Here is a 19,890-nt window from a genome sequence, read left to right as displayed (position 1 = left end):
GCGCGTCGCTTACATCAGGAACGATCGTTATCGCAGCCGGAGACCGGCGGCGAGCCAGCTTCGGTGCGCGAGCGTGCCTGCGTGATGTTGCTGAACGGCGGCACGTCTTGCGTGAGCCACACATTGCCGCCAATGACGGAGCCTTCGCCAATGGTGACGCGGCCAAGAATCGTCGCGCCTGCATAGATGACGACGTTGTCTTCGACGATCGGGTGACGCGCAAGGCCTTTGCGCGGGTTGCCGTCGTCGTCGGCCGGGAAGCGTTTGGCACCGAGCGTGACGGCCTGATACACACGCACACGCTGGCCAAGAATAGCCGTCTCGCCAATGACCACACCAGTCCCGTGATCGATGAAAAAGCCTGCACCGATACGCGCGCCCGGGTGGATATCGATTCCGGTTTCGGAGTGGGCCTGCTCGGCGATGATGCGGGCGAGCAGCGGCAGTTCCAGCCGGTACAGCTCGTGGGCGATGCGATGATGAATCATCGCGTGGATGCCCGGATAGCAGATCAGCACTTCGTCGACGCTACCCGCCGCCGGATCGCCCTGATAGGCGGCGAGCACATCCTGATCGAGCAATTCACGAATCTCGGGAAGCTTGCCTGCGAATTGCTGAATGGCGGAATGCGCACGCTCTTCGATGAGTGTTGCCGTGATGGCGGCGTCGTGACGCGCCTTGTAGCGCCATTCGAGGCGCGCTTGCTCGGCCAGACCGTTCAGTGCGCTCGTGAGCGTATGACCGACGTAGTAGTTTTCGCCTTGCTGGTGCAAGTCGAGCGGGCCGAGACGCATGGGGAACAGCGCGCCCTTGAGTTGCACGACGATGTCTGCGAGACGTTCGCGCGACGGCAGATCGCGGCCACCGGGTTCGAGCAGGCGTCGCTGCCCGTCGCGCCAGCGCAGGCGGGCCGAATGCAATGAAGAAACGATATCGTCGATGTCGAACGCTGCCACGAGGGGGACTCCTGAGAAGCTTGGGATGCGGGCGCGCCTGAGCCGCTACCAGCACTGTGTTTTTGGGACGCGCGTGCGCCAGTCAACGAAGCATAGCGGGTTTCGAAAGCACCTGTCCCGACGTGGTCTTATCGGGCATCTTGCCCCGAAACCCCTATGCGCGCAGACAAGAGGCTCGATCCGGTCTCGTTCAGGTCTCTACTCAGTCCACTATCGACGCGCGCAAACGCAGGCTCAGCGCCAGTGCCGTCGCTCTATCCGGGATGTTGGTGAAGCCCAGCAGCAAGGCTGATCGCGACGGCGCGTTGCCGTACCAGTGGCGCAGGCCGTGCACCGCCAGCCCTTGCGCGTGGGCGGCAAGTGCGATGGTTTCGTCGTCCTGTTCGGCGAACGCCTGGCGCAGATATGCCAGCGTCTGAATGCCGCCAGCCTGTGGCTGCACGTACAAGTCTTCGCCAAAGACGTCGGCCAGCGCATTGACGAGATAGCCGCGCCGTTCGGCGTACAACGCTCGCATTTTGCGCAAGTGCCGTGCGAAATGCCCCTGCTCCATGAAGTCCGCTACCGTCGCCTGCACGTGGACCGAGCCCGGTCCGCCCAGTTGATTGGCGGCCTGTGCAAAGCGTTCGATATGGACGTCGGGCACGACGAGGTAGGCAAGACGAAGTCCGGGGAACAGCACTTTGCTGAACGTGCCGGTGTACAGCACCCGTCCGTCGTGATCGAGACTCTTGAGCGCCGGTAACGGACGCCCGTGATAGCGAAACTCGCTGTCATAGTCGTCTTCGACGATCCAAGATTGCTGTTGATTTGCCCATTCGAGCAGGGCGAGACGCCGGGGCAAGGACATCGTCGCTCCGGTGGGACTTTGATGCGTCGGGGTCACGACGGCGAAGCGGGCTTTCGGTGCACGGCGCACGCCCTCCTCGACGTTAAGTCCCTCCTCGTCCACCGGGATCGATGCGAGGCGCATGCCGACGCTCGTCAGGAAATGCCGGGCGTACGGATATCCGGGGTCTTCGAACCAGCCTTGCGCGCCGGACTCGATCAACGTCCGGCAGACGAGATCGAGGGCAGCACGATAGCCCGCCGTCACGAAGACCTGCTGCGCTGAGCATGCGATGCCGCGAGAGATACCGAGATAGGTGGCGATGGCATGACGCAGGGGCGCGTACCCGGCAGCTTCCGGATACGCCATCGACGCGAGATCCATGACGCGCAGACTTCGCCCGGCCAGACGCACCCAAGTCTTGCGGGGGAATGCATCCAATGCGGGAAGGCCCAGTTGAAACGGACGCGGTGTACCGACGGCGGCGAGCGCATCGCGCGGCGGAGGCACGGGAGCGGCCCGGGTGGCGACCGGCGCGGCGGTCTCGCTGAGCTGTTCGAGTCGTGGCGACACGAACGTTCCGGCCGCGCCGCGCGGCGAGAAATAGCCTTCGCTGGTGAGCATCTGATAGGCCAGCTCGACGGTGCCACGTGCGAGATTGAGTTCGCTGGCAAGACTACGCACGGATGGCACGCGGTCGCCCGCACGGAGTTTTCCGGAGGCGATGGCGTCGCGATAGCGGCGATACAACTGGAGGTAGAGCGGCGCGTCGTCGCCCGGGCCGGGCTTCAGATGTGAGCTCAAAAGCGGAAAATCCATTCTGGATGTCCTATTGATTCCGTCAATTCTTGCATCTGACTACTAGGCCATGATTCTCGTAAATTGGTGACGTTGCGACAAGCCCCCTGCAGTTCGCATCAAGCATTGACCAATGCCCCTGGCTCAGTTCATTTCTGGAGAATTTCGATGAGTACGCTTCGTCTGTCCTATTTCACGCTGTCGAACGACGCCTATCAAGGGTTCGTCGCCACGAAAAAGGCGCTGGAGAAAAGCAGCCTCGGCAAACCGCTGATCGAGCTGGTTTATCTGCGCGTGTCGCAGATCAATGGATGCGCCTTCTGTCTGGAGATGCACAGCAAGGCGCTGCGTGCCGGCGGCATGGCCGATGCCAAGATCGACAGCGTCGGCGGCTGGCGCGTGAGTTCGCAGTTCAGCGACCGTGAGCGTGCCGCGCTCGCCTGGGCCGATTCGGTCGGCGCCATCGACCGCACCAACGCCCCGGACGAAGTCTTCAACCCGCTGCGCGAACACTTCACCGACGCCGAAATCGCCGACCTGACGTTCGCCATCGCATTGATGAGCGCGTTCAACCGTCTGGCGATCAGCATGCGTCAGTAAGTCGTTCGGTCGGAACGCCGTGATCGTCGCGTCACACGATCACGGCGTCTTTGCCGGCCGCCCGCAACATGATCCCCGTCCAATGCCCGTCCGCCTGCAACTCGCGGATGAGGTCGGCGATGCACTGACGCACGGCGACTGTCGCCGAGCCTACCGGGAGTGAGTTGGACCAGCACACGCTGGCCGGGCGTTGCAGGTGCGGTGCAACGATCCGACGCGAGGGCGGGCGCAAGGCCGGGTCGCGCGACGCCAACGCCGACACCGGCAGGATCGAGCACGCGTCGCCCGAGCGGGCAATGTCGATGAGCGTCGGCAGCGAGTCGATATCCGCGACGATGTTCAATTCCGTATTCGCCTGCGCGAAACTCCGCTCGATCAGCAGGCGCAATCCGTTCGACGCGCTTGGCGCGACAATCGGTACGTTATCGAGCTTCGCCAGTGCGCAAGTCCCGTCCGAGTCATCAGCATCCTCATAGATCGATGGACACACCCGGTGCCCGCCCAGCACATACAGTTCTTCGTCGAACAACGGCATTACCGAGATGCCCCGCGTTTCCGAGTCGCGGAAGAGCATCGCAAGGTCGAGCCGTCCGTTGGCGAGCAACTCGCCTATGTACCCGCTCATGCTCTCGAATATCTGCAATCGAATCCCCGGATACTGCTCCCTCACCCGGGCAAACAACGGCACGGCGAGAATCGACGCAATCGTCGTCGGGAATCCCACCGCCACCGGCCCTGCCTCGCTGCCGCCGCCCTCTCGCACTTCCTGACGTATCTGCTCCATCTGACGTAACACCACGCGCGCATGGCGATACAACGCCTTTCCCGCTTCGGTCGGCGTCACGCCCTGCGCACTGCGTACGAGCAGTTGCGTTTGCAGCTCGTCCTCCAGTCCACGCAGTTGTGCACTCAGCGACGGCTGCGCAATATGCAACCGCTCCGCCGCCTTCGACAAGCTGCCGCTGTCGACGATAGCCACGAAATTCCTGAGTTGTCTTACGTCCATAACGGGATCGGCCTCCGAGACGGAGCAGTTGGCAGCAATGAAAAGCCATAGCGTACTGCTATACGACGCATCGCGAAACCCGGGTTTTGGTTGCATTGAAAGCCATCGCCACGCCATTCCCACTCAACGAGACGCTCACGCCATAGCTTCACCCTATACCCGCATCCAAAATCGGTATTTCCTTCGGCGCCGGCTACGCGCCTATAGTCCCGTCAATAAATCAATTCCAAATGGACGGAGACAGCAGCATGCGAGACGGACTCACGGCCACTGCCGCACAAAGCGGTCAGGCAACTTCTCAGACAGCACAGCACCACCCGCTGCGCGATTTGTGGTGGCGCATCATGGACATGCGCGTCGGCATCGTGCCGTTGCCGGTCCATCTGGTACTCATCGCCGCTATCGCGACGACGGTCCTCACCACCGGAAAACTCTCCGCCGAACTCTCGCCGATCATCGCGCTGCTGGCCGTGTGCAGCTTCACGTGCATGGAAGTCGGTCAGCGAATTCCCATCTTTCGCAGCATCGGTGGCCCGGTGATTCTCGTCACGTTCCTGCCCTCATGGCTGGTGTTCGCGAACGTGCTGCCCCAGTCCGTCGTGACGCCCATCGTGGCGTTCTGGAAGCAAAGCAACTTCCTGTACCTGTTCATTCCCGGGATTATCGTCGGCAGCATTCTGAGCATGGACCGCAAGGTGCTGATCGGTGGCTTCGTGCGCATCTTCGTCCCGCTCGCTATCGGTTCGGTGCTCGCGGGCATCGTCGGCACGGCTGTCGGCACGATGCTCGGCATGGGCCTGTTCCACACCGTGTTCTTCGTCGTGATCCCGGTCATGTCAGGCGGACTGGGCGAAGGCGTGATTCCGCTGACCATCGGCTACTCGGAAGTCATGCATCAGGGCGCAGGCGACCTCCTCGCTCAGGCGCTTCCTGCGGTGATGCTCGGCAACGTCTGCGCCATTGTGTTCTCGGGTGTGCTCAACGCGCTCGGAAAGCGTTTCCCCTCGTTGACAGGTAACGGGCAGCTCATGCGATCCGGAAGCGACGACATCGGCGCACACGACGTGCACGCCGAACCCGCCAAGGCGGTCGACGCAACCGATATTGCGGCGGCCGGCATGATCGCCGTGTGCCTGTACTTCGTCGGCATGCTCGCGCAGAACACGCTCGGCTTGCCGGGTCCGGTGATGATGCTGGTGCTCGCCGTCGCTGCAAAGATCGGCTTCATCTTCTCGCCGAAGCTCGAAGCCGGTGCCGGCGTCGTCTACAAATTCTTCGCGACGGCGGTGACGTACCCGCTGCTGTTCGCCATCGGTGTCGTGATCACACCGTGGCAAAAGGTCGTCGCCTCGTTCAACGTGCCGACGCTTGTGACCATCGTCGCGACGGTCCTCACGCTGATGGCCACCGCCTTCGTCGTGGCGCGTCGCATGAACATGCATCCCATCGACGCAGCCATCGTCGTCGGCACGCACAGCGGTATGGGCGGCACGGGCGACGTCGCCATTCTTACCGCAGCGAACCGCATGCGACTCATGCCGTTCGCACAAATCGCCACGCGCATCGGCGGTGCCATCACGATTACGCTGAGCCTCATCGTGCTCGCGAAGATCGTCTGACCTGGCCACCGCCTCGCTCAACTCAACTGGTTTTCTCGGAGATTTATGTCATGAGGCCCTTGGACGGCATCAAGGTCATTGCGCTCGAACACGCCATTGCGGCACCGTTCTGCACCCGTCAACTGGCCGATCTCGGCGCGCGCGTCATCAAGATCGAGCGGCCCGGCGCAGGTGACTTCGCCCGCGCTTACGACGGGCGCGTGAACGGCATGTCGTCGCACTTCGTGTGGACGAACCGCTCGAAGGAAAGCCTGACGCTCGACCTGAAACAGGACGCTGCTCAGTCGGTCCTTCACGACTTGCTCGCCGACGCCGACGTCCTCGTACAGAACCTCGCTCCCGGCGCGGCCGACCGTCTTGGCCTGAGCTACGACGTGCTGTCGGCGCGCTATCCGCGCATCATCGTTTGCGGCATTTCGGGCTATGGTCCGGACGGCCCCTATCGCGACAAGAAGGCTTACGACCTGCTCATCCAAAGCGAATCGGGCTTTCTGTCGGTGACGGGTTCGCCCGAGGCCTCGGCCAAGGCTGGCTGCTCGATTGCCGACATTGCCGCAGGCATGTACGCCTATACGAACATCCTCTCCGCGCTGATCCAGCGCGGCAAGACCGGCAAAGGCTCTCGCATCGACATCTCGATGCTCGAATGCATGGTCGAGTGGATGGGCTTTCCGCTGTATTACGCCGTCGACGATCAAATGCCCCCGCCCCGTGCAGGTGCAGCGCACGCAACGATCTTCCCGTATGGCCCGTTCGAAACCGGTGACGGGAAGACCGTCATGCTGGGCTTGCAGAACGAGCGCGAGTGGAAGATTTTCTGCGACAAGGTCCTCGAACAGCCGGCGCTCGCCGAAGACGTACGCTTTGCCTCCAACCCCAAGCGTCTGGAGAATCGCGATGCACTGCGCGCCATCATCCGCGAGGTCTTCATGCGGCTCGCGGCACCGCAACTGGTGAGCCGACTCGACGCCGTGGGCATCGCCAACGCCAACCTCAACGAGATGCACGACGTGTGGCAGCACGCCCAACTCGCCGCGCGTGAGCGCTGGGCAGACGTCGCGACGCCCAACGGCACGATCAAGGCACCGCTTCCGCCGGGCATGCCATCGGCAAGCGCAGCGTTCACGCCCCGCATGGATCCGATTCCGGCGTTGGGGCAACACACCGACGCGATACTCACCGAGCTTGGCCGCACGTCGGCGCAGATCGAAGCGCTGCATGCAGCGCAGGCGGTGTGAGCGATGCAAAAACATCCCGTCATTCGTAGCTGGCTCTTCGTGCCAGGCAATCGTCCGGAACGTTTCGACAAGGCATGTACCTCGGGCGCCGATGCCGTCATTCTCGATCTGGAAGATGCCGTGCCGCCCGCCGACAAACTCACTGCCCGGGAGCAGGTTGTGCAATGGCTGATGGCGCTGAGTCCCGCCACGTCGATCCGGGTCTATGTGCGCATCAATGCTGCCTCGACACCCTGGTTTGACGAGGATGTCGCAGCACTCGCTGGCCTGTCGCAACTCAGCGGCCTCGTCGTACCGAAGACGGAAGATGCCGCCACCCTTGCCCGCGTTGTGCAACGTGCAGCACCATCACTGCGCCTCGTGCCGCTGATCGAGACGGCGCAGGCATTTGCGATGCTGGCAGAGATCGCCACTGCGCCACGCGTCGACCGGTTGATGTTCGGCACCATCGATTTCCAACTGGACATTGGCATCGAGGGCGACGCCGACGAACTGCTGTACTTCCGCTCGCAGCTCACGCTAGCGTCGCGTATTGCGGACATCGCCGCGCCGGTCGACGGTGTGACTACGGTGCTCGACGATCCGGCACTGATCGAAGCGGCAACCCGCCGCGCTCGCGCGCTCGGCTTCCGTGGGAAACTTTGCATCCATCCGCGGCAGGTCACGCCGGTTCACGCGGCATTCGCGTGGCGGGACGATGAAATTGCGTGGGCCGAACGGGTTGTCGCCGCAGCCAATGTCAGCGCGGGTGCCGCCGTCGCACTGGATGGCAAGATGATCGACGCGCCTGTCATCGCGAAGGCAAACGAGATTCTCGCCAGTCGCTGAATACATCGCGGCTGTCGGCCGCGTCAGGCGCGCTTTTTGACCGGAGCGCGCCGGGACGCAAGCCCAGTACTGTCGTCGGCACGACGCACCGACGTCAGCACGCGTTGCGACGCCGCCCGGCAGTCCTCCCCCTCCTCGCGATGCTCGATGGCATCGATCAACGCCTTCAGATTGTGCTTCGAGAGCGCCAGATTCCGCTCCAGGGCCTCAATCTCATCCACCTTGCGACGCAGTACTTCCAGCAACTTATCGTGCGGCCAGTCGTTGAGGTCCGGCGGCAGGATCGCGCGGATCTCGTCCAACGAAAATCCGGCGTTTTGCGCGCGCCGGATCAAATCCAGACGCGTCAGTGCATCTTCGTCGTACTCGCGATAGCCATTGGTCTGTCGCAGCGCATTGGGCAGCAAGCCCTGTGCTTCGTAAAAGCGGATTCGCGACGCCGCCACGCCACTCACCTGCGCCAACTCTCCGATTTTCATTTTCACGCTCCAAACACTTGACCTTAAAGTGAACTTTAAGGTTATGGTCGTGCCATCGTCAACTGAAGATTCGAGGTACGGCCATGTCAACCATGTCTCTCTTTGCTCCGCTTACCCTGCCGAACGGCACGTCGATCCCCAACCGCATTGCCAAGGCGGCGATGGAAGAAAACATGGCGGACGCCGATCACGCGCCGTCGGACGAACTGCTGCGCCTGTACGACGCATGGGGTCGAGGGGGCGCTGGCCTGATCATCACTGGCAACGTCATGATCGACGCGCGAGCGATGACCGGTCCGGGAGGCGTGGTGCTGGAGGACGACGCGCATCTCGAACGCTTCCGCCAATGGGCTCTGGCGGCGAGGCAGCATGGCGCGCAGATCTGGATGCAACTCAATCACCCCGGCAGGCAAATGCAGTCCGCGCTGGGTCAAACCACCGTCGCACCGTCTGCGGTAGCTCTCGACCTCGGCAGCTTCTCGAAGCGCTTCGCGATGCCCAGAGCATTGACGGAGACGGACATTGCAGACGTGATTGCACGTTTCACCCAAAGCGCGCTGCTCGCCGAGCGCAGCGGTTTTACTGGCGTAGAGATTCACGCGGCGCATGGGTATCTGCTCAGTCAGTTCCTTTCACCGCTGACGAACAAGCGTAAGGATCGCTGGGGCGGGAGTCTCGAGCATCGCGCCCGCTTGCTGCTGGACATCGTGCGGTCCGTGCGTGCGGCTGTTGCAGCCGATTTCGCCGTCGCCGTCAAACTGAATTCGGCCGATTTTCAACGTGGCGGGTTCGGGCCGGACGACGCACGACGCGTCATTCAGATGCTCGGCTCGCTGGGCGTCGACCTCGTGGAGCTGTCCGGCGGCAGCTATGAAGCCCCGGCGATGCAGGGCGAGTCGCGCGACGAGCGTACGCTGGCACGCGAGGCCTATTTTCTGGAGTTCGCACGCGAAATGATTGGCGTGGCGACGATGCCGCTGATGGTGACGGGCGGCATTCGCCGTCGGACGGTTGCGGACCAGGTGATCGCGAGCGGTGTAGCGATGGCGGGCATGGCGACGGCACTCTCAATCGATCCCGAATTGCCGAATCGCTGGCGTCTGGGTCAGACGTCGGAGCCGCAACTCAATCCGATTCGCTGGAAGAACAAGATGCTGGGGGCGATGGCGAACATGGCCGTCGTCAAGTTTCAGCTCATGCGCCTGAGTACCGGCCGGGCGACGAACCCGAGCGTCTCACCCATGCGAGCGCTGATCGCCCAGCAACTGGGGGCGGCGTGCCAGACGCGCCGATATCGCCGATGGATGGCGCGGGACACGACACGTAATTTGGCACGCTGAATGTCGACTGAATGTCGGTTTTTCTGCCGAGCCGCTTACTCGAAAGCCGGATCGATCGGCACCCGATAGCCGACGGCGAGCCGGTTGGTTTCGTTGGCCATGCCCACGACCGCCAGCAGCTCGCCGAACATCTCGTCGGTCATCCCCGCACGACGCGCGCCCGCGGTGTGACTCGCAACGCAATATCCGCAGTTGTTCGTGACGCTCACCGCAACATAGATCAGCTCCTTGACCAGCGGATCGAGCGCACCGTCCGCCATGATGTCCTTGAGACTGCCCCAAGTCCGCGCCAGGGTCGGCGGATGCTGTGCGATGTACTTCCAGAAGTTGTTGACGTCGGGGACACCCCGCGTGGCTTTGATGTCGTCGAAGACGGCTTTGACTTCAGGCGTTGCGCAAACGTATTCGACAGGCTTTTGCTGGCTCATGGATGACGTGCTCCGTTTTGCGATATTGCGTAGATGGCGGATCACTGACGTCTGCGTCCGCGGCGTTTCTTGGTCGTGCGCGAATGGTGGGGGCGTTCCCCGATCTCACGGGGCTTACGCCAGACGAAACACCGCGACGGCGGACTTCAGCGACTCGGCCTGTTCGGCCAGCGACTGCGCTGCCGCCGATGCCTGCTCGACGAGCGCCGCGTTCTGCTGCGTGACCTCGTCCATTTGCGTCACGGCACGTGCCACCTGATCGATGCCCGCCGTCTGCTCTTCCGACGCCGCCGAAATCTCCGCCATGATGTCTGTCACGCGTTGCACGCTATTCGCAATGCTGCTCATCGCCGCGCCTGCCTCACCGACGATGCGACTTCCCTCCGCCGAGCGCTCGGCCGACGTCTCGATCAGCGTCTTGATGTCGCGCGCCGCACTCGCCGAGCGCTGTGCCAGCGTCCGCACTTCACCGGCGACGACCGCAAACCCACGTCCTTGCTCGCCCGCACGCGCCGCTTCGACGGCCGCATTCAAGGCGAGAATATTGGTCTGGAACGCAATGCCGTCGATCAGTGCAATGATGTCGCGAATCCGCGCCGACCCCGCATCGATGGCGCGCATGGTGTCCGTGACCTCGGTCATTGCGGTGTCACCCGCCCCCGTCTGATCGCTCGCCTGCCGCGCCAGTTGGTTCGCCTGACGCGCATGTTCCATGTTCTGACGCACCGTGCTGGTCAGTTGCTCCATGCTGGCCGCCGTCTCCTCCAACGAGGCCGCCTGTTGCTCCGTGCGGGCCGACAGATCCAGATTACCCGCGGCAATCTCACGCGCGCTGGCCGCAATCGCTTCGCCGCTTTTGCGCACGCGGGCGACCGTATCGTTGAGCTGCGTCTTCATCTTGGCGAGTGCGCCCAGCAACTGGCCCATCTCGTCGGTCGACGTTGCATGCACGGCGCGTTGCAGATTCCCGTCGGCAATTTCCTGAAAGTGCTCAAGGACATCGTCGAGCGGCCGCGTGATCGCACGATTCAACGAGCGTGCGGTCAGGAAGGCCGCGATAATCGCAAACGCAATCGCCCCGAGGGTCACGATAAACAAGCGATCGTAGGTCGACACCGCCGAATCGAAGCTGAACTTCGCCCGATCGTCGTAAAGCTTCTTGAGCGCTTCGTTAGCGTTGACGTATGACGTGTAACGCTTGCCCAGCACCGCCGCCTGCTCGTAGTAGACGTCGGTCTGCCCGGCGGCAATGCTGTTCTGGACCAACGTGAAGGCGTCCTTGAGCGCCTGGCGCGCGCCGGTCACGTCTTTGGCAAGACGCTGTTCGTCGGCGTCCGACGGCAACGCCAGATAGGCCTGCCACGCCTTCTCGGACTCGCCCCAGTACTCGGTGCCCTTCCTGACGTCAGCCGCCTTGATATCTTCGGACGGCGCTTGCGGCGCACGCAACACGACGGCACGCGCGCGGCCGATGTGGATTTCCGATTCGCCCAGCAAACGAGTGCTCGCCAGTTCCTTGTCGTAGACCTCGCGCAAGCTCCCCACGGTGTCGCGCAATCCAATGAGCGCCAGACCACCGATGATCAGCACAAGGGCCGCCAGACCGGCCACGGCCATCCGCAACCGCCAACGAATCGTCCAATTTTTCAACATTTGCGCTTCCGCCTTTCTTTCCATTTCGTGGCCACCGAGAGCGGCCGCCACCCTCTGCCACCCGGCACGATACCCGTACCTTCATGACAGCGTTAGCGGCTCCAACGGCGAGAAAGCGAAAAACTTGAGATAGCGCTTCAAGCGGGGCCTCTTTTCGGCGAATTGGCACCAAAGCGAGGCATAAACGAACTGACGCCGCGCGAACGACTTACAGCGCGCGCTTGACGGTGCGAGCAGCGCCCGAAATGTCCTGACCGACGCCGTCGACCGTATTGCAACCCGCCAGTGCAAACAGCGAACCAATTACCAGAGAAAACGCCACGAAACGCGCCAACATATCGACCTCGATACAAAAAATCGCAAGAACTTGCGAAGACTGCATTACCCCGGATCTCTGGCCATCGATGCCCCCAATGCACAGAACCCGGATTCTTTTGACTGACTGCTACGCCTGCCCGGGACTTGGCCCGTCCGCCTGCGCAACGCGCAATTGTGCTTGAAATTCGTCGCCACGGGAACGCGCACCGACGCGCTGTCGATGCATGTCCGCCTTACATCACCGCCAGCGTCTGCCGAATGTGATCGGCAAACGCCACGCTCAGGTGACCGGGATGCGCGCGATCGAACTTTACCGTAATCCCCACGGACGGCAACGTCGGCAAGGTATCAGCTGTAACAATGCGTAAGTCCGGTGGCACTGCCGTCTGCGTCATCACAGCGAACGCCTGTCCGGAGCGCGCAAGCGCCGTCAGTCCGGCCAGATTGCTACTCGCGTAGGCAATCCGGTACGCTCGTCCGGCCTTCGAAAGCGCATCGCATGCCGCGATGTGGTCCAGCGTGTCGGGGTCAGAGAGGGCCAACGGCAAGGGGTCGTCAGGGTTCGAGAGCACCCCGTCGAGCCCCGGACTCCCGATCCAGACCAGCGCTTCGCGCCGGATCACATTGGGTGCGTCCACGCCGTCGGGTAACGAAATCAGCGCCAGATCGAGTGCATGACGCGATAACTGCTCCAGCAATCTTGGTGTCGGCTCGCAAATCACCTCGACCTGCGCGTGCGGATGCACCACCGCGAACTCGCGCAGCAAATGGGGCAGGAACGCGGCGGCATAGTCATCCGGACAGCCAAACCGGATCGTCCCGGCCAGTCCGCGCCCCGACATGTCGGCCATCGCCTCGTCGTGCGCGCGAAGAATGCGTTGCGCGTGACCGAGCAAACGCTCGCCGGAGCCGGTCAGCACCACCCCACGCCCCGTGCGCTGAAACAACGGCTGGTCGACGATCTGCTCCAGACGCTTCATCTGCTGACTCAGCGCCGACTGCGTTCGGGCGATGCGCTGCGCAGCGCGACTGAGCGAACCGGCTTGTGCAATGGCCGCGAACGAGCGCAGCAAATCGATTTCCAGAGTCACGCTCACGATATTAGCCTCACTACTATCTCTCATTAGCATTATTCGCTTTTATGAAAGCAGAGCGCTGCTTAGACTGCAAGCGAGTGTTGTGCCCTCGTTGCTTTTCGTCCAATGCCGTTCCCCGGAGATTTCCCGTGTCAAAGAACCATGACGCCGAATTCTGGCGCAATGCCCGCGAGCATCTGATCCGCTACGGCGGCACTTTCGAGCCAATGATCGTCGAACGCGCCCAGGGCAGCTTCGTCTACGACGCCGACGGGCGCGCGATCCTCGACTTCACCTCCGGGCAGATGAGTGCGGTCCTCGGCCATAGCCATCCGGACATCATCTCGGTCGTGACGGAATCTATCGGCAAGCTCGATCACCTGTTCAGCGGCATGCTTTCGCGTCCGGTCGTGGATCTGGCAACCCGGCTGGCCGAAATCACGCCCGAGGGACTGGACCGCGTGATGTTGCTGAGCACCGGTGCGGAGTCGAACGAGGCGGCCATACGCATGGCCAAACTCGTCACCGGCAAGTACGAAGTCGTGGGGTTCGCACAGTCCTGGCATGGGATGACGGGCGCAGCAGCGTCCGCAACCTACAGTGCGGGACGCAAAGGCGTCGGCCCGGCGGCCGTGGGCTCATTTGCCATTCCCGCGCCGTTCACGTACCGCCCGCGCTTCGGCCCGGCCGGGCGATACGACTATCTCGCCGAGCTGGACTACGCCTTCGACCTCATCGATCGTCAATCGAGCGGCAACCTCGCTGCGTTCATCGCCGAACCGATCCTGAGCTCCGGCGGCATTATCGAACTCCCACCCGGCTATCTCGCCGCCCTCAAGCGCAAGTGCGAGGAGCGCGGCATGCTGCTGATTCTCGACGAAGCGCAGACCGGCGTCGGACGCACCGGCACCATGTTCGCGTTCGAACGCGACGGCGTGACGCCCGACATACTGACGCTCTCGAAGACGCTCGGTGCTGGCCTGCCGCTCGCTGCCATCGTGACGTCGGCGGAAATCGAGGAGCGCGCCCACGAACGCGGCTATCTGTTCTATACGACCCACGTTTCCGACCCGCTGCCGGCGGCTGTCGGCTTGCGCGTGCTCGACGTGGTGGCGCGCGACGGACTCGTCGCCCGCGCCAACGTGATGGGCGAGCGGCTGCGCAACGGCTTGCTGGGATTGATGGAGCGCTTCGATTGCGTGGGCGACGTTCGCGGTCGCGGCTTGCTGCTCGGCATGGAGATCGTAAAGGACCGACACACCAAAGCGCCTGCGGACGGCCTCGGCGCGAAGATCACGCGCGAATGCATGAACCTCGGGCTGAGCATGAACATCGTGCAGTTACCCGGCATGGGCGGCGTGTTTCGTATTGCCCCGCCGCTGACCGTCAGCGAGGAGGAAGTCGATCTGGGCCTGTCGTTGCTCGGGCAGGCGATCGAGCGTTCGCTGTAGTCAACAACGTCGCGTCAAAACGATCGGCCCCTCGATCGCATGGATTCGAGGGGCCGATGTTGAATCACGTCAACCGCTGGTTCAAACGTCAGTCATTGCGCTGCGGACGCTGAACATCGCGGAAGATGTACTTCAGTGCGTCGGGCAACGTGCTCGCCCAAACCGGCCACTCATGCTTGCCGTCGACGATGCGCAACTCGGCCGGTTGCTTGTTCGCACGCAGCAACTCATAGAAGCGCGTGGCTTCCATCTCGATGTTGAAATCGTCGTCGTCGCCCGAGTTGATGTACATCGGCACCTTGATGCCCTTCTTCAGAAACTCGTCGAAGTACGCCGGATAGTTGTTCTGCTGCCAGACACGTGCGCTGTACTCGCCGTTGGTATTCGGCTCGGCGAACACCTTCACGAAGCGGGCCGACGAATCCTTCGGCGGCTCCGGATTGTAGATGGCGGGACTCATGAGCGCAGCCGCCTTGAACTTCTCCGGATACTTGAGCGCGTAACGCATCGCACCGTACCCGCCCATCGACAGGCCGCCGATCAGGCGTCCGTCACGCGTCTTGATCGCCCGATACGTCTTCTCGACGTGCGGGATCAACTCGCTGAAGAACGCCGTTTCCATGCGCTCCTTGAGGTCGACGTACCAGTTGGTATTGGCGTCCGGCATGATCACGATGGCCGGCGGAATGTCGCCGTGGCCGATCAGCTTGTCCATGGTCGATTGCATGTGGCCTTTGCCCGCCCAGTCGTTCTTCACGCCGTCGTTGCCGTGCAGCAGATACAGCACCGGGTACGTCGTCTTGCCGTTGGCTTCGTAGCCTGTCGGGAGGTACACGTTGTAGGTCAGCGGGCGCGACAGATTCTTGCTATAGACCTCGCTCGACAACACCTCGCTCGCGTGCGTCGGTGCACTGAGCAATGCTGCCGCTGCCATCAAACCCGACGCGAACTTCGGCAACTGCCGGGTCAGACGCCCACCTTGTTGACGGAACATTTCGAACACATACCCTCCTGATGTCAATCGATGTCTAGTGAATCGCTAGTTATGCATAACATCCGCCTTCGAGGACGGACGCGCAAAAGATTAACATCTGAAATGAATCTCGGGGCAGCGAATATCAAATATGAGTCCATCTGCGGCTTCATGGCAGCACTGCGAAATTCGATGGTTTGCGGCGATGAGCCGTGTTCCATTTCCCCGCTCGCGCTACCATAGCGAAAACCGTCGCACCGTGCCTCCGCGCTGATGCAGAATGAAACACGATGACGGCCAGACGCCACGCCAATAGCCCCCATGAGCGATCTTCCTTACCTCGATCACGCCGCTTTCGTCCGCCTTGCTGACCTCGCCGAATCGTCAGCCAGCCTTTCCGCCGATTGCCAATGCACCCGAACGCCGCTCGACGGTTGGGCGAGCCTGCCCAACTCGTTGCCCGATGCGCAGCTCGAAGTCGTCGGCACGTTGTTCGCCTCAAATGAGCCGGAGCCGACATTCGGTGAATATCACCCTGACGGCACGTCCTACTGGGCAACGAACGCGCCCATTGCGCCGCGCTACTTTCCCTACAACCGCGCGAACGTCTGCCGGTGCCGCGACTGCGGCCGTCTGTATCTGCGCTATCAGGAAGGCGGCGGCTATTTTGTCGATCAGCGCATCCGGCAGGTGAACGCGGCACTGATCGTCGACGCACCGCTCGAAAACGGCTGACGGACGAGGTCGTCGACCGAAAATTTGTTGTCGTCCTTTTTCATTCGTTTTGTTTTGTTGACGTTTGTGAACAAGCTTGACCGGAAACGGCTTGCAGCACGCCGCCAAGACGCCCACAACCCCAACAAAAACAACAACATACATTGCAATTTATCACCACTTTCTTTGGTTCGGATTGCAAAATAACGTGAAGAACATGCGCGTGTTCGCCTAGTCGAAGCGCGCATGCAAAATCACGCCGCCACCTCCACTTCGCCGACCGTTGCGCCGGTGCGTCGCACGCTCACGTTGCGAGCACTCATCAGCCGAGCGGCCGTCTCCGTTCAGTTTTCGCCGTCGCTCTATGTGACGGTGTACGCCATCGTCTGGACCCTCACGAGCGCAACCCTCGATCCCACGGTGCCTTTCGACGCCGTCGAGGCCCTGAACTGGGCGCGCAATGCGGAATGGGGAACACCGAAGAACCCCTGGCTGGTCGGGTTCTCGATGTGGCCAGCGTTAGGGTTAGGGCTGAACGGCGAAGCGCTTGCGTTCTATTGGTACGCTTCGCACTTCGCTGTGGTTGCCGTCGGGATGCTGGGGGTCTGGCATCTGGCCAAACGGTTGTCGGGGGACCGGCGTCTCGCGTGGCTCGGCATGCTGAGCCTGCACCTGACGGGTGCGATCAATATCGACATCCTCCCGTACAACGACAACTATCTGCTGGTCATGCTCTGGCCGTGGATGCTCTGGCTCTTCGTGCGCGCGATGTTCGACTCACCACGGTTCTGGCTCGCGTTCGGCGTAGTCGCCGGTCTGGCCGCCATGACCAAGTATTCGACGTTTGCCCTGCTGGGCGCGATGTTTGTCATGACGCTGTGGACATCGGACACGCGCCGCCATTACCGTCATCCGGCCTTCCTGCTTGGACTGCTCATCTTCTTCGCACTGATTGCGCCGAACATCCTTTGGCTTATGCAGCATGATTTCGCAGCGTTCCGCTGGGTCGACGACCAGATCCGTCAACGGCTGAACTCGCGCGGCCTACGCGGCGCACTCACCGCGTTCTACCCTGTGGCGACGCTCGCCTTCGTCATGCATCTCGCCGGTCTGCGCTTCAGACGTCCGGCCGCGTCTGTCTGGGTCGTCGCGGTCACAGTGCTTGCGCCGCTACTGCCCATCCTCGTGTACTTCACGCTGCACGAAGGCGGACGCATCTCCGAATGGCTGCAACCGTTCGCCGTGCCGCTGCCCGCGCTGCTCGTCGCGTGCGTGGTGCCGATCACGGCAAAGCGCGCTCCGCGAATTTCGCGCTGGTTGCCCGTCGTGGGGCTGACGGTGTGGATGGGCTATGCAACCGTGCTGAGCCTGAACCTGCGTAACGCCGGAGAGAAGTTCGCGGGTATCAAGGCCGCGAGCATCGCCCTCGAACAGCGCTGGCAGACGCGCTATCACACGCCGCTGGCTTACGTCGGCAACGACCATCTCGCAACGTGGCTGACGTTCTACGCACCGGGCCAGCCGCGCCTGATCACCCGCTGGTCGGAGAAAAAGCGCCCAAATATCTACACAAAGGACATCGACGAGGTAGAAGTCCGCGCGCGCGGGGCGATCCTGCTCGGCCACCCCGGACGGTCGTGTCGGCAAGCCAGTTTCGCGCACACGCTCGCCCTGTGGCCGTCGTTGACCATCGACGCCCGCGAAACGCTGCCGTTCTCGTACCACGGCGGCAACAAGCCCGGCTCGGTAATGCCGCTTTGCGTCGCTTACATTGCACCGCAGCCATGAATATCTAAAGCAGAATCGCTTCGTTGCCCGCGTGGAGCCGGTCCGGATAATTCTTGTGAATCGATCGACATCCATTACAACCCCCATTGCAAGGGGCAACGCTCATGAAACCTCCTAGCGCCATCTCAGCCATCTCAGCTATCTCACGCCGTCAGTTCCTTACGGTCCTCAGCGCAGGGGCGGCAGCGGCCGCGCTGCCGTCGTTTTCGGCGCACGCCGCCTACGAACCGGGCAAGTTCCGCATCGGCTATCAGAAGGCGGCGAGCACCCTCGTGCTGGCCAAAGCGAATGGCTCGCTGGAAGCGCGGCTCAAGCCACTTGGTGTGGAAGTGACGTGGGCCGAGTTTGCGGCTGGCCCGCAGTTGCTCGAAGCGCTGAATGTCGGCGCAATCGACTTCGGATACGTAGGCGAAGCGCCGCCCGTCTTTGCGCAAGCGGCCGGGGCCGACTTCGTCTACAGCGCCTACGAGGTGCCCACGCCCCTCGCCGAGGGCGTCGTCGTGCCCAACAATTCGCCGGTCAAAACGGTGGCCGATCTTCGCGGCAAGCGCGTGGCGCTCAACAAGGGATCGGATGTCCACTGGTTCCTCGTTGCGTTGCTGCGCAAGCACGGGCTCGATTACGGCGACGTCAGCCCGGTGTTTCTTGCACCCGCCGACGCCCGCGCAGCACTTGAGCGTGGTTCGGTCGACGCATGGGCCATCTGGGACCCGTTCCTCACCGCCGTGCTCGACCAGAGTCCTGTGCGCCTGCTCGCTAATGCCGAGGGCGCGGCCGACCACCATCAGTTCTTCCTGAGTCAACGGGCCTTCGCTGAAAAACGTGCCGACGTCATCAAGGCTACGCTCGACGCCCTCGGCCAGACAGGTCAGCAGATTCGTGGCGACTATGCCGCGGCCGCCGCGCAACTGGCTCCGATTCAGGGACTTGACGCCAAAATTATCGAGAAGGGTCTGCGTCACTACGCCCATGTCTACAAGCCGGTGTCACCGTCCGTGCTGGCGGCGCAACAACGGATTGCCGACACGTTCCTGCAACTCAAGCTGATTCCGCGACAAATTCGTGTCGCCGACGCAACACTGCGCCAGCCGATTGCCTGAGGTCTTGCGCGCCACCTGAATGGACGCCACCGCCGGGTGGCCAGCATCGGTGGCGCGTCGCCCACATCGCGCGCCCCTTCCCCCCGCACGCTCCCGATCTTCCCCGCACCCTCCCACCCGGTTTTCCGACTTGGCAAAGCCCCCACGGATGTGACAGAATTCGCAACTCAGTTGCATTGCAATTGAGTTGCATCTTAATTTGTCGCGATTTGTTGTCCGGTTTTCGACGTTCCCCTTTTTCCGCTTCTCGTTGCGCTTCTCGTCGGCTCATGCATCGTCGCTGGCTTCCTTTCTGGCTGATCATCTGCGTGCTCGTCTCGCAGATGGCTCTTGCACGGCACGTAGTGTTTCACACTGCGGCTGCGTTGGCGGCTGCGTCGGTGGCCGCCGAGGAACCGGCAGACGTGCAACGTCAACACAGTGATGTCGGCAGCAACGGCCAGCGCTCGGATAACGAGGACGGTATCTGCGAGCAATGCCTCGCGTTCATTGCGCTCGACGTTGCACTCCCCGCACTGCCCGTCTTCGCCTCGCTCCCGCCGCTGCGTGAGTGGCACTATCCGCCGGTTGCGCCTGTGCAGGTGCGCTCCGTCTTGCGGGGGCCGACGCGCAATCGCGACCCTCCACGTCCCTCAGTGTCGTTCGTCTAAATCAGAAGATTCGCCGCCGCAGGTCGCGACGCGCCAACGCTGGCGC

The 19,890-nt window shown here is 62.4% G+C and carries 19 protein-coding genes; 10 read left to right on the top strand and 9 right to left on the bottom strand.

Going from position 1 to position 19,890, the window contains the following annotated elements:
* Window positions 1-14: 14 nt before the first annotated feature.
* Together epsC and pdxR are read right to left on the bottom strand one after the other, a co-directional pair.
* The gene (gene epsC, locus PAN31117_RS08410) at window positions 15-956 is read right to left on the bottom strand and encodes a serine O-acetyltransferase EpsC (protein WP_150662707.1); all 942 of its coding nucleotides are present in this window, start codon (window positions 954-956) and stop codon (window positions 15-17) included.
* Window positions 957-1,158: 202 nt separating this feature from the next.
* Window positions 1,159-2,604, bottom strand: coding sequence for a MocR-like pyridoxine biosynthesis transcription factor PdxR (gene pdxR, locus PAN31117_RS08405; protein ID WP_150737793.1), 1,446 nt, complete (start codon window positions 2,602-2,604; stop codon window positions 1,159-1,161).
* Between the two features lie 147 nt (window positions 2,605-2,751).
* Between pdxR and PAN31117_RS08400 the strand changes: the two genes are divergently transcribed.
* A complete protein-coding gene (locus PAN31117_RS08400) occupies window positions 2,752-3,183 on the top strand; it encodes a carboxymuconolactone decarboxylase family protein (RefSeq protein ID WP_150737792.1) in 432 nt (143 codons plus the stop codon).
* A 31-nt stretch (window positions 3,184-3,214) separates the two neighbouring features.
* Here the strand turns inward: PAN31117_RS08400 and PAN31117_RS08395 are convergent, their stop codons facing one another.
* On the bottom strand, window positions 3,215-4,189 hold the full coding sequence (locus PAN31117_RS08395; RefSeq protein WP_150737791.1) for a LysR substrate-binding domain-containing protein: 975 nt from the start codon (window positions 4,187-4,189) through the stop codon (window positions 3,215-3,217).
* Between the two features lie 248 nt (window positions 4,190-4,437).
* Between PAN31117_RS08395 and PAN31117_RS08390 the strand changes: the two genes are divergently transcribed.
* From PAN31117_RS08390 to PAN31117_RS08380, 3 genes are read left to right on the top strand one after another with little or no spacing between them, the layout of a single operon-like run.
* A complete protein-coding gene (locus PAN31117_RS08390) occupies window positions 4,438-5,808 on the top strand; it encodes a 2-hydroxycarboxylate transporter family protein (protein ID WP_246188978.1) in 1,371 nt (456 codons plus the stop codon).
* A 50-nt stretch (window positions 5,809-5,858) separates the two neighbouring features.
* Complete coding sequence (locus PAN31117_RS08385) at window positions 5,859-7,046, top strand: CaiB/BaiF CoA transferase family protein (RefSeq protein ID WP_150737790.1); 1,188 nt, start codon at window positions 5,859-5,861, stop codon at window positions 7,044-7,046.
* A gap of 3 nt (window positions 7,047-7,049) precedes the next feature.
* The gene (locus PAN31117_RS08380; protein WP_150737789.1) at window positions 7,050-7,874 is read left to right on the top strand and encodes an HpcH/HpaI aldolase/citrate lyase family protein; all 825 of its coding nucleotides are present in this window, start codon (window positions 7,050-7,052) and stop codon (window positions 7,872-7,874) included.
* Between the two features lie 23 nt (window positions 7,875-7,897).
* Here the strand turns inward: PAN31117_RS08380 and PAN31117_RS08375 are convergent, their stop codons facing one another.
* The gene (locus PAN31117_RS08375; RefSeq protein WP_150737788.1) at window positions 7,898-8,353 is read right to left on the bottom strand and encodes a MerR family transcriptional regulator; all 456 of its coding nucleotides are present in this window, start codon (window positions 8,351-8,353) and stop codon (window positions 7,898-7,900) included.
* Window positions 8,354-8,445: 92 nt separating this feature from the next.
* On the opposite strand from PAN31117_RS08375, the gene PAN31117_RS08370 reads away from it, so the two are divergent.
* Complete coding sequence (locus PAN31117_RS08370) at window positions 8,446-9,693, top strand: NADH:flavin oxidoreductase/NADH oxidase family protein (RefSeq protein ID WP_150738056.1); 1,248 nt, start codon at window positions 8,446-8,448, stop codon at window positions 9,691-9,693.
* Between the two features lie 35 nt (window positions 9,694-9,728).
* On the opposite strand, the gene PAN31117_RS08365 is transcribed toward PAN31117_RS08370, so the two are convergent.
* The 4 genes from PAN31117_RS08365 to PAN31117_RS08355 form a co-directional block, all read right to left on the bottom strand.
* Window positions 9,729-10,121, bottom strand: a complete 393-nt coding sequence (locus PAN31117_RS08365; RefSeq protein ID WP_039398304.1) for a carboxymuconolactone decarboxylase family protein — start codon at window positions 10,119-10,121, stop codon at window positions 9,729-9,731.
* A 114-nt stretch (window positions 10,122-10,235) separates the two neighbouring features.
* Entirely contained in the window at window positions 10,236-11,774 is a 1,539-nt protein-coding gene (locus PAN31117_RS27715) for a methyl-accepting chemotaxis protein (RefSeq protein WP_217429640.1), read from the bottom strand.
* Between the two features lie 208 nt (window positions 11,775-11,982).
* Window positions 11,983-12,111: a hypothetical protein gene (locus tag PAN31117_RS27710; protein ID WP_257125724.1), complete on the bottom strand. Its 129-nt coding sequence runs from the start codon at window positions 12,109-12,111 to the stop codon at window positions 11,983-11,985.
* A 214-nt stretch (window positions 12,112-12,325) separates the two neighbouring features.
* Window positions 12,326-13,216 carry a LysR family transcriptional regulator gene (locus PAN31117_RS08355; protein ID WP_174990877.1) on the bottom strand — a complete coding sequence of 297 codons (891 nt, stop codon included), beginning with the start codon at window positions 13,214-13,216 and terminating at the stop codon, window positions 12,326-12,328.
* A gap of 101 nt (window positions 13,217-13,317) precedes the next feature.
* Between PAN31117_RS08355 and PAN31117_RS08350 the strand changes: the two genes are divergently transcribed.
* Window positions 13,318-14,619 carry an aspartate aminotransferase family protein gene (locus tag PAN31117_RS08350; RefSeq protein WP_150737785.1) on the top strand — a complete coding sequence of 434 codons (1,302 nt, stop codon included), beginning with the start codon at window positions 13,318-13,320 and terminating at the stop codon, window positions 14,617-14,619.
* An 88-nt stretch (window positions 14,620-14,707) separates the two neighbouring features.
* Here PAN31117_RS08350 and PAN31117_RS08345 read toward each other — a convergent pair whose 3' ends face one another.
* Window positions 14,708-15,613, bottom strand: coding sequence for an alpha/beta hydrolase (locus PAN31117_RS08345; protein WP_150737784.1), 906 nt, complete (start codon window positions 15,611-15,613; stop codon window positions 14,708-14,710).
* A 300-nt stretch (window positions 15,614-15,913) separates the two neighbouring features.
* Between PAN31117_RS08345 and PAN31117_RS08340 the strand changes: the two genes are divergently transcribed.
* The 4 genes from PAN31117_RS08340 (at window position 15,914) to PAN31117_RS08325 (ending at window position 19,844) form a co-directional block, all read left to right on the top strand.
* The gene (locus tag PAN31117_RS08340) at window positions 15,914-16,327 is read left to right on the top strand and encodes a hypothetical protein (RefSeq protein ID WP_150737783.1); all 414 of its coding nucleotides are present in this window, start codon (window positions 15,914-15,916) and stop codon (window positions 16,325-16,327) included.
* Between the two features lie 225 nt (window positions 16,328-16,552).
* On the top strand, window positions 16,553-18,094 hold the full coding sequence (locus PAN31117_RS08335; protein ID WP_150737782.1) for a glycosyltransferase family 39 protein: 1,542 nt from the start codon (window positions 16,553-16,555) through the stop codon (window positions 18,092-18,094).
* A 104-nt stretch (window positions 18,095-18,198) separates the two neighbouring features.
* Window positions 18,199-19,194, top strand: a complete 996-nt coding sequence (locus tag PAN31117_RS08330; RefSeq protein WP_150737781.1) for an aliphatic sulfonate ABC transporter substrate-binding protein — start codon at window positions 18,199-18,201, stop codon at window positions 19,192-19,194.
* Between the two features lie 269 nt (window positions 19,195-19,463).
* Window positions 19,464-19,844 carry a hypothetical protein gene (locus PAN31117_RS08325; protein ID WP_150737780.1) on the top strand — a complete coding sequence of 127 codons (381 nt, stop codon included), beginning with the start codon at window positions 19,464-19,466 and terminating at the stop codon, window positions 19,842-19,844.
* Window positions 19,845-19,890: the final 46 nt, after the last annotated feature.

The sequence above is a fragment of the Pandoraea anapnoica genome, assembly GCF_902459765.1.
Classification (GTDB): domain Bacteria; phylum Pseudomonadota; class Gammaproteobacteria; order Burkholderiales; family Burkholderiaceae; genus Pandoraea; species Pandoraea anapnoica.
The sequence above is the reverse complement of the archived record's forward strand: the minus strand, read 5'-3'. Positions and strand labels throughout refer to the sequence as shown.

Coding starts and splice junctions, on each gene's coding strand:
- pdxR (WP_150737793.1), bottom strand. CDS start 2,604: ATGGATTTTCCGCTTTTGAGCTCACATCTGAAGCCCGGCCCGGGCGAC.
- PAN31117_RS08400 (WP_150737792.1), top strand. CDS start 2,752: ATGAGTACGCTTCGTCTGTCCTATTTCACGCTGTCGAACGACGCCTAT.
- PAN31117_RS08395 (WP_150737791.1), bottom strand. CDS start 4,189: ATGGACGTAAGACAACTCAGGAATTTCGTGGCTATCGTCGACAGCGGC.
- PAN31117_RS08390 (WP_246188978.1), top strand. CDS start 4,438: ATGCGAGACGGACTCACGGCCACTGCCGCACAAAGCGGTCAGGCAACT.
- PAN31117_RS08385 (WP_150737790.1), top strand. CDS start 5,859: ATGAGGCCCTTGGACGGCATCAAGGTCATTGCGCTCGAACACGCCATT.
- PAN31117_RS08380 (WP_150737789.1), top strand. CDS start 7,050: ATGCAAAAACATCCCGTCATTCGTAGCTGGCTCTTCGTGCCAGGCAAT.
- PAN31117_RS08375 (WP_150737788.1), bottom strand. CDS start 8,353: ATGAAAATCGGAGAGTTGGCGCAGGTGAGTGGCGTGGCGGCGTCGCGA.
- PAN31117_RS08370 (WP_150738056.1), top strand. CDS start 8,446: ATGTCTCTCTTTGCTCCGCTTACCCTGCCGAACGGCACGTCGATCCCC.
- PAN31117_RS08365 (WP_039398304.1), bottom strand. CDS start 10,121: ATGAGCCAGCAAAAGCCTGTCGAATACGTTTGCGCAACGCCTGAAGTC.
- PAN31117_RS27715 (WP_217429640.1), bottom strand. CDS start 11,774: ATGTTGAAAAATTGGACGATTCGTTGGCGGTTGCGGATGGCCGTGGCC.
- PAN31117_RS27710 (WP_257125724.1), bottom strand. CDS start 12,111: ATGTTGGCGCGTTTCGTGGCGTTTTCTCTGGTAATTGGTTCGCTGTTT.
- PAN31117_RS08355 (WP_174990877.1), bottom strand. CDS start 13,216: ATGAGAGATAGTAGTGAGGCTAATATCGTGAGCGTGACTCTGGAAATC.
- PAN31117_RS08345 (WP_150737784.1), bottom strand. CDS start 15,613: ATGTTCCGTCAACAAGGTGGGCGTCTGACCCGGCAGTTGCCGAAGTTC.
- PAN31117_RS08340 (WP_150737783.1), top strand. CDS start 15,914: ATGAGCGATCTTCCTTACCTCGATCACGCCGCTTTCGTCCGCCTTGCT.
- PAN31117_RS08335 (WP_150737782.1), top strand. CDS start 16,553: ATGCAAAATCACGCCGCCACCTCCACTTCGCCGACCGTTGCGCCGGTG.
- PAN31117_RS08330 (WP_150737781.1), top strand. CDS start 18,199: ATGAAACCTCCTAGCGCCATCTCAGCCATCTCAGCTATCTCACGCCGT.
- PAN31117_RS08325 (WP_150737780.1), top strand. CDS start 19,464: ATGCATCGTCGCTGGCTTCCTTTCTGGCTGATCATCTGCGTGCTCGTC.